The organism is Achromobacter piechaudii NBRC 102461 (assembly GCF_001571245.1).
GTDB classification, from domain to species: Bacteria; Pseudomonadota; Gammaproteobacteria; order Burkholderiales; family Burkholderiaceae_B; genus Achromobacter; species Achromobacter piechaudii.
Window position 1 is genome coordinate 238,304 of record NZ_BCTK01000015.1, and the last position, 13,029, is coordinate 251,332.

13 protein-coding genes are annotated in these 13,029 nt (G+C 65.1%); 10 read left to right on the top strand and 3 right to left on the bottom strand.

Annotation, left to right across the window (positions count from 1 at the left end; translation table 11 throughout):
* Window positions 1–74: 74 nt before the first annotated feature.
* The 6 genes from API01S_RS27425 to API01S_RS27450 are packed head-to-tail and all read left to right on the top strand — an operon-like array spanning window position 75 to window position 5,888.
* Window positions 75–1,082, top strand: coding sequence for an ABC transporter permease (locus tag API01S_RS27425; RefSeq protein ID WP_006218719.1), 1,008 nt, complete (start codon window positions 75–77; stop codon window positions 1,080–1,082).
* A complete protein-coding gene (locus API01S_RS27430) occupies window positions 1,079–1,918 on the top strand; it encodes an ABC transporter permease (RefSeq protein ID WP_006218718.1) in 840 nt (279 codons plus the stop codon). Before API01S_RS27425 ends, API01S_RS27430 begins: the two co-directional genes overlap by 4 nt.
* 9 nt (window positions 1,919–1,927) lie before the next feature.
* Window positions 1,928–3,559 (top strand): ABC transporter ATP-binding protein, encoded by a 1,632-nt coding sequence (locus API01S_RS27435; RefSeq protein ID WP_006218717.1) that lies wholly within the window; start codon window positions 1,928–1,930, stop codon window positions 3,557–3,559.
* Window positions 3,560–3,604: 45 nt separating this feature from the next.
* On the top strand, window positions 3,605–3,895 hold the full coding sequence (locus API01S_RS27440) for a cupin domain-containing protein (RefSeq protein ID WP_039883112.1): 291 nt from the start codon (window positions 3,605–3,607) through the stop codon (window positions 3,893–3,895).
* A 19-nt stretch (window positions 3,896–3,914) separates the two neighbouring features.
* The gene (locus API01S_RS27445) at window positions 3,915–4,979 is read left to right on the top strand and encodes a histone deacetylase family protein (protein WP_006218715.1); all 1,065 of its coding nucleotides are present in this window, start codon (window positions 3,915–3,917) and stop codon (window positions 4,977–4,979) included.
* Window positions 4,980–4,994: 15 nt separating this feature from the next.
* Entirely contained in the window at window positions 4,995–5,888 is an 894-nt protein-coding gene (locus API01S_RS27450; RefSeq protein ID WP_061306622.1) for a DMT family transporter, read from the top strand.
* Between the two features lie 9 nt (window positions 5,889–5,897).
* Here the strand turns inward: API01S_RS27450 and gntR are convergent, their stop codons facing one another.
* On the bottom strand, window positions 5,898–6,923 hold the full coding sequence (gntR, locus tag API01S_RS27455) for an HTH-type transcriptional regulator GntR (RefSeq protein WP_061306623.1): 1,026 nt from the start codon (window positions 6,921–6,923) through the stop codon (window positions 5,898–5,900).
* A 133-nt stretch (window positions 6,924–7,056) separates the two neighbouring features.
* Between gntR and API01S_RS27460 the strand changes: the two genes are divergently transcribed.
* Genes API01S_RS27460 through API01S_RS27475 form a run of 4 tightly spaced genes read left to right on the top strand, consistent with a single transcriptional unit; the run spans window position 7,057 to window position 11,804 of the window.
* On the top strand, window positions 7,057–7,599 hold the full coding sequence (locus tag API01S_RS27460) for a TRAP transporter small permease (RefSeq protein WP_006218712.1): 543 nt from the start codon (window positions 7,057–7,059) through the stop codon (window positions 7,597–7,599).
* Window positions 7,600–7,654: 55 nt separating this feature from the next.
* Window positions 7,655–8,935 (top strand): TRAP transporter large permease, encoded by a 1,281-nt coding sequence (locus tag API01S_RS27465; protein ID WP_050729231.1) that lies wholly within the window; start codon window positions 7,655–7,657, stop codon window positions 8,933–8,935.
* A gap of 27 nt (window positions 8,936–8,962) precedes the next feature.
* Window positions 8,963–9,979, top strand: coding sequence for a TRAP transporter substrate-binding protein (locus API01S_RS27470; RefSeq protein ID WP_050729232.1), 1,017 nt, complete (start codon window positions 8,963–8,965; stop codon window positions 9,977–9,979).
* Between the two features lie 43 nt (window positions 9,980–10,022).
* Window positions 10,023–11,804 (top strand): IlvD/Edd family dehydratase, encoded by a 1,782-nt coding sequence (locus tag API01S_RS27475; protein ID WP_050729233.1) that lies wholly within the window; start codon window positions 10,023–10,025, stop codon window positions 11,802–11,804.
* A 28-nt stretch (window positions 11,805–11,832) separates the two neighbouring features.
* On the opposite strand, the gene API01S_RS27480 is transcribed toward API01S_RS27475, so the two are convergent.
* Window positions 11,833–12,228 carry a YbaN family protein gene (locus tag API01S_RS27480; protein WP_006218708.1) on the bottom strand — a complete coding sequence of 132 codons (396 nt, stop codon included), beginning with the start codon at window positions 12,226–12,228 and terminating at the stop codon, window positions 11,833–11,835.
* A gap of 63 nt (window positions 12,229–12,291) precedes the next feature.
* On the bottom strand, window positions 12,292–13,008 hold the full coding sequence (locus API01S_RS27485; RefSeq protein WP_061306624.1) for a tetratricopeptide repeat protein: 717 nt from the start codon (window positions 13,006–13,008) through the stop codon (window positions 12,292–12,294).
* Window positions 13,009–13,029: the final 21 nt, after the last annotated feature.

Here is a 13,029-nt window from a genome sequence, read left to right on the forward strand (position 1 = left end):
TGCGGCGGCGGATCCCGGCCGCGCGCGGGCACGCCCCCAAGGCCGCCCGCGCCCAGCCCGAGAGGACCCCAAGCATGAAATTCCTTTCCTTTTTCCTGTCTCGCATCGGCAAGGCCCTGGTGGTCGTGCTGGGCGTGGTGATCATCAATTTCTTCCTGATCCGCCTGGCGCCCGGCGACCCCGCTGCCGTGCTGGCGGGCCAGGCCGGCGCCGGCGATGCGGCCTATGTCGACCAGCTGCGCGTGGCCTTCGGATTGGACAAGCCAATTCTGACGCAGCTGATGCTGTACCTCAAAGGCGTGGTCCAGCTCGACCTGGGTTTCTCGTACCGCAATCACGTCCCCGTGCTGGACCTGATCGTCGAGCGTCTGCCCGCCACCTTCCTGCTGATGTCGTGCGCCTTCCTGTTTTCCATCGTGCTGGGCGTGTTCCTGGGCGTGGTCGCGGCCAAGGCCCGCTACCGCAACAAGCGCCGCTGGATCGACAGCTCGGTCATGACCGGCGCGCTGCTGCTGTACGCCACGCCGCTGTTCTGGCTGTCCTTGATGGGCATCCTGCTGTTCTCCGTGGTGCTGGGCTGGCTGCCCGCGTTCGGCATGGAGACGGTAGGCGCCAGCCTGACCGGCTGGGCACGCGCCGCCGACATTGCCCAGCACCTGATCCTGCCGACCGTCACGCTGGGGTGCTTCTTCATGGCCGTGTACGTGCGCCTGACGCGGGCGTCGATGCTGGAAGTGATCGGCATGGACTTCGTGAAGACGGCGCGCGCCAAAGGGGTCAGCCCCAGCCGTGTGATCCGCGTCCACGTGCTGCGCAATGCGCTGCTGCCCGTCATCACCTTCGCCGGCATCCAGCTGGGCCAGATGGCAGGCGGCGCAGTGTTGACCGAAACCGTGTTCGCGTGGCCGGGCATCGGACGCCTGATGTTCGACGCCCTGCTCCAGCGCGACTACCAGTTGCTGCTGGGCATCTTCCTGGTGACGTCCATCATGGTGGTGGTGTTCAACCTGTTGACCGATGTGCTGTACCGCCTGATCGACCCGCGCATTGCCGCCGGCGCACAGCAAGGAGCCGCTGCATGAAGTCGTTTGCCCAACGTTATATGCGCAACTATGGCGCGGTGGCAGGTCTTGCCATCATGCTGATCGTTGTGATCGTGGCGCTGGCCGCGCCGCTGCTATATCAAGAATCGCCATGGATGATGGTGGCCGACCCGCTGATTCCGCCCTTCACCAACGCCGACTATCCCTTCGGCACCGACATGCTGGGGCGCGACATCACGGCCGGCCTCGTGTGGGGCGCGCGGGTCTCGTTGATGGTCGGCCTGCTGTCGACCGCCGTCGCGTTGCTGTTCGGCATCCTGGTCGGATCGGTGGCCGGCTACTGCGGCGGCCGCGTGGATGACGCGCTGATGCGCTTTACCGAGTTCTTCCAGACCATCCCGCAACTGGCCATGGCCGTCGTGCTGGTGGCCATCCTGAGCCCGTCGGTCTATTCCATCATGGGCGCCATCGCGGTGGTGTCCTGGCCACCCGCCGCGCGGCTGGTGCGCTCGGAATTCATGACGCTCAAGCAGCGCGAATTCGTCCAGGCCGCCATCGTCATCGGCCAGACGCCCGCGCGCATCGTCAGCACGCAGATTCTGCCCAACGCCATGTCGCCCATCATCGTGTCGGCCTCGTTCATGGTGGCCACCGCCATCCTGACGGAATCGTCCCTGTCCTTCCTGGGCCTGGGCGACCGCAACCTGATGAGCTGGGGTTTCATGATCGGCGCAGCGCGCACGATGATCCGCGAAGCCTGGTGGATGAGCGTATGGCCCGGCGTGGCCATCCTGCTGACCGTGCTGGCCATCAACCTGATCGGCGAAGGCTTGAACGACGCCCTGAACCCCCAACTGCGCAAGCGCGGCGAATAGGAGGCCACCATGACCGAAGCCACGCCTCTGCTGTCCATACAGAACCTGAGTATCGCGCTGCCTCGCGGCGGCGACCGGCCCTTTGCCGTGCAAGACGTGTCCTACGACATACGCGCGGGCGAAATCCTGTGCATCGTGGGCGAATCCGGGTCGGGAAAATCCATGAGCGCCAACGCCATCATGGGCCTGCTGCCCGACTACCTCACGCCCCAGCAGGGCCGCATCCTGTTCCGGGGCCAAGACCTGCTGCGGCAGGATGAAGCCACCTTGCAAGCCATGCGCGGCAAGGACATGGCGATGATTTTCCAGGAGCCCTTGTCGGCCCTGAACCCGCTGATGACCGTGGGTGAACAGATCAGCGAAGTCATGCGTGTGCACGACGCCTACCCCGGCGCCGAGCGGATGAGACGCACGCTGGAACTGCTGGACTTCGTGGGGCTGCCGGACCCGGCAACGCTCTATCACGTCTACCCGTTTCGGCTGTCAGGCGGCCAACGCCAACGCGTGATGATCGCCATGGCGCTGGCGCTTGAGCCCGCCCTGCTGATCGCGGACGAGCCCACCACGGCGCTGGACGTCACCACGCAGGCGCAGATATTGGCCCTGATCGCCCGCATCCAGAAAGAAAAAGGAATGGGCGTGATGTTCGTCACGCATGATTTCGGCGTGGTGGCGGAAATTGCCCATCGCGTCGCCGTCATGGAAAAAGGCGTGCTGGTCGAACAAGGCCCCGCCGACGAGGTGCTGAACCGCCCGCGCCATCCGTACACCCAGCGCCTGATCGCGGCAGTGCCGCATCGGCGCGGCGAAGAACGCGCGGCCAGCGCCGACGATGCGCCCGTGCTGGAAGTGAAAGACCTGAAGAAAACCTATGTGATCGGCCACGGCTGGCTGGGCGGCAAACGCGAAGTGCATGCGGTGGACGGCGTCAGCTTTGCCGTCAGGCGCGGCGAAACGCTGGGCATCGTAGGGGAATCGGGATCGGGCAAATCGACGATCGGCAAATGCCTGCTGAAGCTGGTGGGCATCAACGGCGGCCAACTGATCTTCAACGGCCAGGACATCGCCGCCATGTCGGAAGCGCGCTTTCGCCCGCTGCGCCACGATATCCAGATGATCTTCCAGGACCCCTTCGCCTCGCTCAACCCGCGCCACACCGTGGGCCGCATCATCAGCGACGGCCCCGTGGCCAACGGCGTGCCGCGCGCCCAGGCCGAAGCCCGCGTGCGCGAACTGCTGTCGCTCGTCGGGCTGGACCCGTCCGCCTTCGACCGCTATCCCAATCAGTTCTCGGGAGGCCAACGCCAACGTATCGGCATCGCGCGGGCGCTGGCGCTGGAACCCAAGGTACTGGTCGCCGATGAATCCGTTTCGGCGCTGGACGTATCGGTGCAGGCCCAGGTGCTGCAACTGCTGCACGACCTGCAACAACGCCTGCGGATTGCGCTGGTCTTCATCACCCACGACCTGCGCGTCGCCGCGCAGATCTGCAATTCGGTGCTGGTGATGCACCGTGGCAAGGTGGTCGAATATGGCTCGCCTTCCCAGATCTTCGACAGGCCGCAACACGCCTACACGCGGCAATTGATCGCCGCCGTGCCCGGCCAGCATTGGGACCCCACTCAGGCCACAATGGCCTGATCCCACGCCCTCATCCACACCATGACTCGTTCAGGAGACTTCCCCGTGCAACGCCCCGCCGCCATCCCCACCGTGCAAATCGACAACGACCGCGTCACCGTCACCGAATGGCGCTTTCCGCCTGGCGGTGAAACGGGCTGGCATCGCCATGGCATGAACTACGTGGTCGTGCCGCAAACCACCGGCCCCTTGCTGCTGGATACGCCCGACGGCCAGATCACGAGCCAGCTTACGACCGGCATCGCCTACTATCGACCCGTTGGCGTTGAACACAACGTCATCAACCCCAGCGACACCGAATTCGTTTTTGTCGAAATCGAAATCAAGCAGGCTTGACGCGTCAGCGAGGACCATCATGAAGGCGTTTTTCTCGGAAGAACAATTGCTGCACACTCCGCAGCAATTCATGCGGCTGGGTCGGATAAGCGCCCCCACCGATCTGCCGTCCCGCGCGGAAAGCCTGCAAGGCGCCCTCGCCGCGCGAGGGATCCGCGTTCAAGCGCCTTCGGACTACGGTCGCAAGCCGCTTGAATCCATCCATAGCGCCGACTACCTGAACTTCCTGGAAACCGCCTACACGCGCTGGCAATCGTTGAAGGCGCCCGGCGTGGACCCGGGGCCGGAGGTCTTGCCCAACCTTTCGCCTTACTACAACGGCCGCGTCGAACAAGCCGGACGCGGGCCCTGCCCGTCTCCGTCCATCGTGGCGCAAGCGGGCTATTACCTGAGCGACCTGTCGTGCCCCATCGGGCCGCAGACATGGCGCTCGGCGCTGCGTTCCACCCACAGCGCGGTGGCGGCTGCCGACCATGTCGCCAGCACGTCGGGCATGGCCTATGCGTTGTGCCGGCCGTCCGGCCACCACGCGCATCGGGACCGCGCGGGCGGGTTCTGCTATCTGAACAGCAGCGCCGCGGCGGCCAGCCGCCTGCTGCAAACGTGGTCCAAGGTGGCGGTGCTGGATGTGGATGCACACCACGGCGATGGCACGCAGAACATCTTCTATCAGCGCGCGGACGTCATGACCGTGTCGCTGCACGCCGACCCTGGCGCCTATTACCCCTTCTATACCGGCTACGCGGAAGAACGCGGCTACGGCGCGGGCGAAGGCTGCAACCTGAACCTGCCGCTGGCCCATGGCTCGGGCAACGACCCGTTCCTGGCCGCGCTGGACACGGCCCTGACCGCGCTGTCGGGCTACGCACCAGAGGCCCTGGTGCTGGCGCTGGGGTTCGACACCTATAAAGACGACCCGATCAGCGTGCTCAAGCTGGACATCGACGCCTACCGCGACATCGGCGCGCGCGTGGCCAGCCTGCGCCTGCCGACCGTCGTCGTGCAGGAAGGCGGCTACATGGTCCAGGCGATCGGCCCCGCCCTGGACGCGTTTCTGCAAGGCATCGGCCACGCAAGCGCCTGACGCGCGGCTCATTCCATGGCCTCCGTTCCCTCCGCTGTCCTCGCCACGCCCGCCACGTCACGTAACGCGGGCGTCTTGCTGTTCTTCGCCGCGCTGGTGGCCTTCGCCACGTTCGACGCGGGTTCCAAGCACATGCTGGAACGCTACCCCGCGCCCTTCCTGAACGTGATGCGATACCTGGCGGTCATCGTGCTGGCGATCTACATGCTGTGGCGCCACAGCCCCGGACTGCGGCTGCGCGACGCGCCCGAAAAGCCGCTGCTGGTGCTGCGTGGCGTTGCGCTGGCCACGGTGGCTACCTGCTTCATGACCGCGCTGACCTGGATGCCGCTGTCCGAAGCCACCGCCATCTACTTCACCTCGCCGCTCATCATGGTGGCGTTATCGCCCTGGCTGCTGGGCGAACAGGTGCGGCCCGTGCAGTGGCTGGCGGTAGCGGTGGGCTTTGCCGGCATGCTGCTGATCGTCCGGCCCGGCGGGGATCTGCCGCTGCTGGGCACGCTGCTGATGGCGGTGTCCGCCGTCTGCTACGCCATCTTCCAGGTGCTGACGCGCAAGCTGTCGGGCAAGGTGCCCGGCCCTGTGCAGTACGCCTATACGGCCATCATCTGCCTGGTCGCCACGGCGCTGCCAGCGCCCTTCTTTCTGCCCGACCCCTGGCCGACGCCGGCCGACATGGCAGCCATCATCGCACTGGGCGCATGCAGCGGGCTGGCGCAGGTGTTGTTGATCGCCGCGTTCCAACGGGTCTCGGCCGCCACCCTGGCGCCCTTGAATTATTTCCAGCTGCTGCTGGCCGTGCTGTTCAGCACCTTCTGGTTCCAGCGTCCTCCAGACAGCCTCGCGCTGGCGGGCATGGCGCTGATCATGGCTTCGGGGGTGTTCCTGGCGATGCGCCGCGCCACGTAGGGCCGGCGTTCAGCTGGTTTCGCGCTGCACCAGCGTGAAACCCAGATCCACATGCCGCTGCGCCACCGGCTCGCCCGCCAGATGCTGCATCAGCAGCCCGGCTGCCGACACGCCGATCTGATAACGGGGCGTGGCAATGGTGGACAACGGCGGCGTGGTCCAGGCGGTGCCGGCCAGGTCATGAAAGCCAATCAGCGCCATCTGCTCGGGCACGCGCACGCCCAGCCTGCCGCACTGGAACACCGCGCCTTGGGCCAAGTCATCGTTGCAAAAGAAGACGGCATCGCAATCGGGATGCTGGTGGCGCAGGGTTTCCAGCAATGAGGCGCCCAGGCTGATCGATGATTTTTCCGGCGTCATGATTTCCAGCGTGGCGTCGTAGCAGCCCGCATCGCGCAAGGCCTGACGCGCGCCTTCGCAGCGGCGCAAGGAACGCGGATCCAATTGCGCCCCGATGATGCCGATGCGCCGCCGTCCGCGCTCGACCAGATGGCGGCAAGCCGCGTAACCCGAGTCGAATTGGGAAAAGCCTACGCTCATGTCTTCGCCATCGGTGAGCGTTTCGATAGTGTGCACGGTGGCGATCCCCTGGCGCCGCAGCAACGCCCAGGTGCCGGGATTGTGGTCGACGCCGGTCAGGATCAACCCGTCCGGCGAATGCTGCAGGTATTTGCGCAGCAGGGATTCTTCGGCGTCCAGCGAATACCCCGTCACGCCGATCAGCATGTGATAGCCGTGCTGATCCAGCACTTCCTTGATCCCCGAGATGATGTCCACGAACACCACGTTGCTCAAAGAGGGAATCAGCACCACGATGGTTTGCGAGCGTGCCGACGCCAGCGCGCTGGCGGCATGGTTGGGCACATAGCCCAATTCCTGGCAGACGCGGGCAATGCGCAGGCGCAGCGCTTCGGCCACCTTGTCCGGCGTGCGCAACGCACGCGATACGGTGATGGCGCTGACGCCAGCGCGCCGCGCCACCTCTTGCATGGTGATGCGGCCTGCGTGCGAACTTCGAGGTTTACGGATGGACATCGGCCTTCAGGATCGGGTGGGCAGCGCGTAGTCTGACGCAAAAACTGGGGCTTGCCAAAAGCAAAATGTTAGCGCTAACATCCGCCAAAGCATAAACGAAAAAGGCCCCGGAAAACCGGGGTAGGAGACAAACATGCAAGCCTTGCCTTCCGGGCGGCCCGGCGGTTCGCCGTTGTCGCGCGCCGCCGATTGGTGTTTTGCGTTGCAGACCTGGCTGATGGTCGCCTGTCTGGTCGTCATGGTCGTGCTGCTGTTTGGCAACGTGGCGCTGCGCTACCTCTTCAATTCCGGCATCAACGCGTCCGACGAGGTGTCTCGCCTGGCGTTTGTCTGGCTGATTTTCCTGGGCGCCGTCATTGCCTTGCGCGAGCACCAGCACATCGGCGTGACGATGCTGGTCGAGCGCTTCGGCCCGCGTGCGCGCCGCATCTCGCATCTGTTCTGTCAGTTGCTGGTGCTGTGGGTGCTGTGGCTGATGGCGCAAGGCAGCTGGGTGCAGACCGTCATCGGCATGGACACCGTGCTGCCCGTCACGGGCATGCGGCTGGCGGTGTTCAACACGGCGGCGTTGTACGCGTCGGTGGCCATGGCCATCCTGACCCTGATCGACATCGTGCGCGTGCTGGCCGGCGGCCCCTTGCCCGCCGAATCCAGCCCCGAAGACCCGCTCGTCTGATCCGGGCTCTGCCCACCCTCACGCGCCCGCCCCCTTCCCCGCCCGGAATCCTGCAATGATCCTGACCGTCTTCCTGCTAGTGCTGCTGGGGCTGATCGCCCTGGGCATGCCGATCGCCTTTGCGCTGCTGCTCAGTGCCCTGGCCATGATGTTCCAGCTGGACTTCTACGACACCCAAATCCTCGCGCAGAACATGCTGACGGGCGCCAACAGCTTCACGCTGATGGCCGTGCCGCTGTTCATGCTGGCCGGCGAGCTGATGAACGCTGGCGGCATCTCGCGCCGCATCGTGCGCCTGGCCAGCATGTTCGTCGGTCACGTTCAAGGCGGGCTGGGCTACGTCGCGATTTTTGCCAGCGTGCTGCTGGCCGCGCTGTCCGGCTCCGCGGTGGCCGATGCCGCTGCGCTGGGCTCCTTGCTGATCCCCATGCTGCGCGAAAAAGGCTATGACGCGGGACAGGCGTCCGGCCTGATCGCAGCGGGCGGCATCGTGGCGCCCATCATTCCGCCGTCGATCTCATTCATCATCTTCGGCGTGGCCACCAACGTCTCCATCACCAAGCTGTTCTTCGCGGGTATCGCGCCCGGCCTGATGATGGGCCTGACCCTGGTGGCGGTATGGACGTGGGTGGCGCGCAAGCACGGCAGCATCAAGCCGTCGCCGCGCGAGCCGTGGCGCAATCGCATCAAGGCGCTGCGCGAATCGATATGGGCACTGATGCTGCCGGTCATCATCATCGGCGGGCTGCGCGGCGGGGTGTTCACGCCGACCGAAGCGGCCGTGGTGGCGGCGGTCTACGCCCTGGGTGTCAGCCTGTTCGTCTATCGCGAGATCGGCCTGCGCGACCTCCTGCCCCTGTTCGTGAACGCCGCGCGCACGACCGCCGTGGTGATGTTCCTGGTTGCCGCCGCGATGGTGTCGTCCTACATGATCACGCTGGCGGACATGCCGCAGGACCTGATCGCGCTGCTGGAACCGGTCATGGACCAGCCCAAGCTGCTGATGTTCGCCTTGCTGGTGCTGCTGACCCTGGTGGGCACCGTCATGGACCTGACCCCCACCATCCTGATCCTGGCGCCGGTGCTGATGCCCGTGGTGACCAAGGCCGGCATCGACCCCGTGTACTTCGGCGTCATGTTCGTGATGGTCGGCTGCGTGGGCTTGCTGACCCCGCCCGTAGGCACCGTGCTGAACGTGGTCTGCGGCGTCGCCCGCATCAATATGGAAACCATCTGCAGGGGCGTGTGGCGCTACGTTGTCGCCTACACGGTCCTGCTGATTCTGCTGGTGATCTTCCCCGAACTGATCACCGTACCCGCACGCTGGATGCACTAGCGGCAAAAAACCCCAAGGAGGAGCACCATGACCATTCGATTCAAAACCCGTTTACTCGTGTTGGCGACCGCGCTGTCCTGCGCCGTTGCCGGCGTGGCCGCCGCGGCCGACGTCAAGCCGCGCCTGATCCGTTTCGGCTACGGCCTGAACGAAGAAAGCGTCCAAGGCCGCGCCGCGCGCTACCTGGCGCAAGAGCTGGAGAAAGTCAGCGGCGGCAAATTGAAGATGAAGACCTTCGGCTCCGCCAACCTGGGTTCGGACGAGCAGATGCAAGGCGCGCTGGCTGGCGGCGCCCAGGAAATGATGGTGGGATCGACCGCGCCGCTGGCGGGCATGGTCAAGGAATTCGGCGTGTTCGACCTGCCCTTCCTGTTCAACAGCGAAAAGGAAGCGGACGCGGTGCTGGACGGCCAGTTGGGCCAGGATATGCTGAAGAAGCTGGAAGCCAAGGGCCTGGTCGGTCTGGTCTATTGGGAAAACGGTTTTCGCAACATGACCAATTCCAAGCGCCCGATCGCGCGTGCGGAAGACCTGCAAGGCATCAAGCTGCGCGTCATGCAGAACCAGATCGCGCTGGGCGTGTTCAACACGCTGGGCGCCAACGCCGTGCCGATGCCGTTCTCTGAACTGTTCACCGCGCTGGAAACGCGCACGGTCGATGGCCAGGAAAACCCCATCACCACCATTCAAAGCAGCAAGTTCTACGAAGTGCAGCCCTTCCTGACGATCACGCGCCACGTTTACACCCCGTGGGTCGTGATGGCGTCCAAGAAGTGGTGGGACACGCTGTCGCCGGACGAGCAGAAGCTGGTGCGGCAGGCAGCCGAGGCCTCGCGCGATTTCGAGCGCAAGGATAGCCGCGCCGATTCCACCAAGGCCATGACCACGCTTGAACAGGCTGGCATGAAGATCAACACCGTCAGCCCCGAAGAAGTGGCCCGCATGCGCCAGAAGGTGCAACCGGTGGTCGACAAATACACGCAGGAATTGGGCCCCGACCTCATCAAGCAGTTGAACGATGAGATTCAGAAGGCGCGCAACTGACGCCTTCGTCACTGACGCCCACGCGAAGCAAAGCGAGTTCACCATGTCTCAGATACCCCGCAAATTGCGCAGCCAGAAATGGTTCGACGACCCCTCGCACGCCGATATGACGGCGATCTACGTCGAGCGCTACCTTAACTACGGCCTGACGCGTCAGGAGCTGCAATCCGGGCGGCCGATCATCGGCATCGCCCAGACCGGCAGCGACCTGGCGCCCTGCAACCGGCATCACCTGGCGCTGGCCGAGCGCATCAAGGCGGGTATCCGCGACGCGGGTGGCATTCCGATGGAGTTCCCGGTGCATCCGCTGGCCGAGCAAGGCCGGCGGCCCACCGCCGCACTGGACCGGAACCTGGCCTACCTGGGCCTGGTCGAGATCCTGCACGGCTATCCGCTGGACGGCGTGGTGCTGACCACCGGTTGCGACAAGACCACGCCCGCCTGCCTGATGGCCGCCGCCACCGTCGACCTGCCCGCCATCGTGCTGTCGGGCGGGCCGATGCTGGACGGCTGGCACGACGGCCAGCGGGTGGGCTCCGGTACGGTCATCTGGCATGCGCGCAACCTCATGGCGGCGGGCAAGCTGGACTACGAAGGCTTCATGACCTTGGCCACCGCGTCCTCGCCATCGGTGGGCCACTGCAACACCATGGGCACCGCGCTGTCCATGAATTCGCTGGCCGAAGCGCTGGGCATGTCGCTGCCCACCTGCGCCAGCATTCCCGCGCCTTACCGCGAACGCGCACAGATGGCCTACGCCACCGGCATGCGTATCTGCGATATGGTGCGCGAAGATCTGCGCCCATCGAAAATCCTGACGCGCGAGGCGTTCGAGAACGCCATCGTCGTGGCCTCGGCGCTGGGCGCGTCCAGCAACTGTCCGCCCCACCTGATCGCCATGGCGCGCCATGCCGGCATCGACCTGAGCCTGGACGACTGGCAACGCCTGGGCGAAGACGTGCCGCTGCTGGTCAATTGCGTACCGGCCGGCGAGCACCTGGGCGAAGGCTTTCACCGCGCGGGCGGCGTGCCCGCCGTGATGCACGAATTGCTGGTGGCCGGCCGACTGCACGCGGATTGCCCGACCGTGTCGGGCCGCAGCATCGGCGACATCGCCGCCGCATCCAAGACCCGCGACACCGACGTCATCCGACCCTGCGACGCGCCGCTCAAGCACCGGGCCGGCTTCATCGTGCTGTCCGGCAACTTCTTTGACAGCGCCATCATCAAGATGTCGGTGGTGGGCGAAGCGTTCCGCCGCACCTATCTGTCCGAGCCCGGTTCAGAAAACGCGTTCGAAGCACGCGCCATCGTCTTCGAAGGCCCCGAGGACTATCACGCCCGCATCGAAGACCCGTCGCTGAACATCGACGAACACTGCATCCTGGTGATACGCGGCGCCGGCACCGTCGGTTATCCGGGCAGCGCGGAAGTGGTGAACATGGCCCCGCCCTCGCACCTGATCAAGCGCGGCGTAGACTCGTTGCCTTGTCTGGGAGACGGGCGGCAAAGCGGCACCTCGGCCAGCCCCTCCATCCTGAACATGTCGCCCGAAGCCGCCGTGGGCGGCGGACTGGCGCTGCTGCGTACCGGCGACAAGATCCGCGTCGATTTGAATCAGCGCAGCGTGACGGCTTTGGTCGACGATGCGGAAATGGAACGGCGCAAGCAGGAACCGCCCTACCAGGCGCCCGCTTCGCAGACGCCGTGGCAGGAGATCTACCGGCAGATGGTCGGTCAACTGTCGACCGGTGGCTGCCTGGAACCGGCGACGCTTTACCTGAAAGTGATCGAAACGCGAGGCGACCCGCGCCACTCGCATTGATCGCCCTGCAACGATGCGCGGCGACGCGCTATCGTTGCAAGGGTTCGCCGCCGGCGTCCGACGATCTGGGCGCCGGCCGGCTCAAGACATAGGCCGCGCTGGCCACGAAGAACAGGCCGACTCCCACGGCCAGCGGCCACGACGGATGCGCGCTCCACCAGAACAGCCCGTACCCCACCGCCATGCCCAGGCACGCGTAGGTTTTCCCCTTGCGCGACACTGCCTTCTGGTCACGCCAGATGCGCAGGGGCGGTCCGTAAGTCGGACTGTCCAACAACCACTTTTCCAGGCGCGGAGACGAGCGCGAGAAGCAGCCCACCGCCAAGATCAGGAAAATCGTCGTCGGCATGACCGGCAAAAATGCGCCGATGACGCCCAATGCCAACATCACGCAGCCCAACGCCAACCATAGAGCTTTCATCATGATGGTCAGCAGAATATCGCAAATGCCGGCAGAGCAGCCGCGATCGATGGGACGATAAAAGGGTTAACTGCGAGGCTCCGGCATTTGGCTGCGCAGCATTTCCATGAATTTCGGGCTGGGCGATCCGCCCGCCTCGCGCGCCTTGACCACCATCGCCCAGGCTTGATCGTATTGGCCGCGCCAGTAGTAGGCGGTTGCCCAGGAGGAATACAGATAGCCTTTGTCGGGTTCGACCGCCTCGCCCTTGCGGTACCACTCATCGGAACGCGCGGTGGCCGCCACGCGCGCCTCGGGCGGCAGCGTCTTGTCTTCCGCCGCGCAGCGCGCGGCAATGCGGCCCGCGTCGGCGTAGATGCCCTGGAAGGTCGGAGGATCATGGCTGATCGCCAGATCCATCATGCTCATCGCCTGGCAAAACTTGCCCTGGTCATGCAACACCGCCGCAAAGCCGGTATAGGCCTCGGGATTGTCCGGGTTCAGTAGCCAGGCTTGGTTGAACCGACGCATCGCCATGCCCAATTGGTCGGCTTGATAAAACCGATAACCCTGCGCCACCCAGGCCTGCGAGGCCTTGCTGGCAGACCCGAACGCCCCGATCGCGTCGGCCCTCAGTTTCTGGTCACCGGCCTGCAATTGCGCGGCGGCCGATCGATCCATGCCGCCATACATGGGCAATTCGTCAATGCGCGGCTGCGCCTGCGCTGCGGGCGGCGGCCGGTTGACGCAGGCGGCAAGCCAAATGCAGGGAAGCAGCAGTATTGCCTTGGTGTAGGTGTGCATGGTTCAAAGGCTGAAAGATAT

Bases quoted from the DNA above. Each gene is read 5' to 3' on its own strand.
- API01S_RS27425 (WP_006218719.1), top strand. From the start codon at position 75: ATGAAATTCCTTTCCTTTTTCCTGTCTCGCATCGGCAAGGCCCTGGTG.
- API01S_RS27430 (WP_006218718.1), top strand. From the start codon at position 1,079: ATGAAGTCGTTTGCCCAACGTTATATGCGCAACTATGGCGCGGTGGCA.
- API01S_RS27435 (WP_006218717.1), top strand. From the start codon at position 1,928: ATGACCGAAGCCACGCCTCTGCTGTCCATACAGAACCTGAGTATCGCG.
- API01S_RS27445 (WP_006218715.1), top strand. From the start codon at position 3,915: ATGAAGGCGTTTTTCTCGGAAGAACAATTGCTGCACACTCCGCAGCAA.
- API01S_RS27450 (WP_061306622.1), top strand. From the start codon at position 4,995: ATGGCCTCCGTTCCCTCCGCTGTCCTCGCCACGCCCGCCACGTCACGT.
- gntR (WP_061306623.1), bottom strand. From the start codon at position 6,923: ATGTCCATCCGTAAACCTCGAAGTTCGCACGCAGGCCGCATCACCATG.
- API01S_RS27460 (WP_006218712.1), top strand. From the start codon at position 7,057: ATGCAAGCCTTGCCTTCCGGGCGGCCCGGCGGTTCGCCGTTGTCGCGC.
- API01S_RS27465 (WP_050729231.1), top strand. From the start codon at position 7,655: ATGATCCTGACCGTCTTCCTGCTAGTGCTGCTGGGGCTGATCGCCCTG.
- API01S_RS27470 (WP_050729232.1), top strand. From the start codon at position 8,963: ATGACCATTCGATTCAAAACCCGTTTACTCGTGTTGGCGACCGCGCTG.
- API01S_RS27475 (WP_050729233.1), top strand. From the start codon at position 10,023: ATGTCTCAGATACCCCGCAAATTGCGCAGCCAGAAATGGTTCGACGAC.
- API01S_RS27480 (WP_006218708.1), bottom strand. From the start codon at position 12,228: ATGATGAAAGCTCTATGGTTGGCGTTGGGCTGCGTGATGTTGGCATTG.
- API01S_RS27485 (WP_061306624.1), bottom strand. From the start codon at position 13,008: ATGCACACCTACACCAAGGCAATACTGCTGCTTCCCTGCATTTGGCTT.